The organism is Winogradskyella sp. A2 (genome assembly GCF_046762865.1).
Taxonomy (GTDB): Bacteria; Bacteroidota; Bacteroidia; order Flavobacteriales; family Flavobacteriaceae; genus Winogradskyella.
Genome location: NZ_JBKQXM010000029.1, coordinates 1 through 572, shown reverse-complemented (window position 1 = coordinate 572; position 572 = coordinate 1). Strand labels below are relative to the sequence as shown.

The 572-nt window shown below is 29.9% G+C and carries 1 protein-coding gene; it reads left to right on the top strand.

All coding sequences use genetic code 11. The features are described from left to right. Window positions 1-17: 17 nt before the first annotated feature. Window positions 18-572: hypothetical protein (locus tag ACFWV9_RS16170; protein WP_411896265.1), on the top strand; the 555-nt coding region annotated here is incomplete at its 3' end.

The window sequence follows — 572 nt, the reverse complement described above, 5'->3', positions numbered from 1 at the left end:
ATAATCCTTATTTGACTTTGATAGAAGAGCAAATTGAACCTTATAGGTTTGAAACAAATGCTTACAATAGACTTATTAATAACATAGAAATTATTCCTGAAAAGTATATGCATATTGTTGAAAGACTGCAAGATGTGTATGGTGACGAAGCACTTGTTACTAATAATGTGGTGATTGAGAAAAAAGTGTTCCTGGAGAAAGTACAAGATGTATATCAAAGCAATTATGATTGGTATTCAAGAACAGCAAAAAAGGATTATGATGATAAAGTGACCTATCTATTTAATGACAAGCAACATCTTAATGATGTAAGAAGATATAAAGAAATTACAAGTCATTTGTTACAACATTTAATTATTCTTAAGCACAAAGCAACCTATGCTTATAATTTGATCCATCATGATTTGGTCCTCGACTTTCAGAAGTCTAATCAAATCGATCTTATGGAGTTTCCTACATTTGAAGAATTAGAAGCATATGTAGGGAATTATAAAAATGAAACTTCTGGTTTGGAATTGGAATTAGTTCGGAATCAGAATAATCTTAGCATTTTAAATGGAGGAATTCTTTAC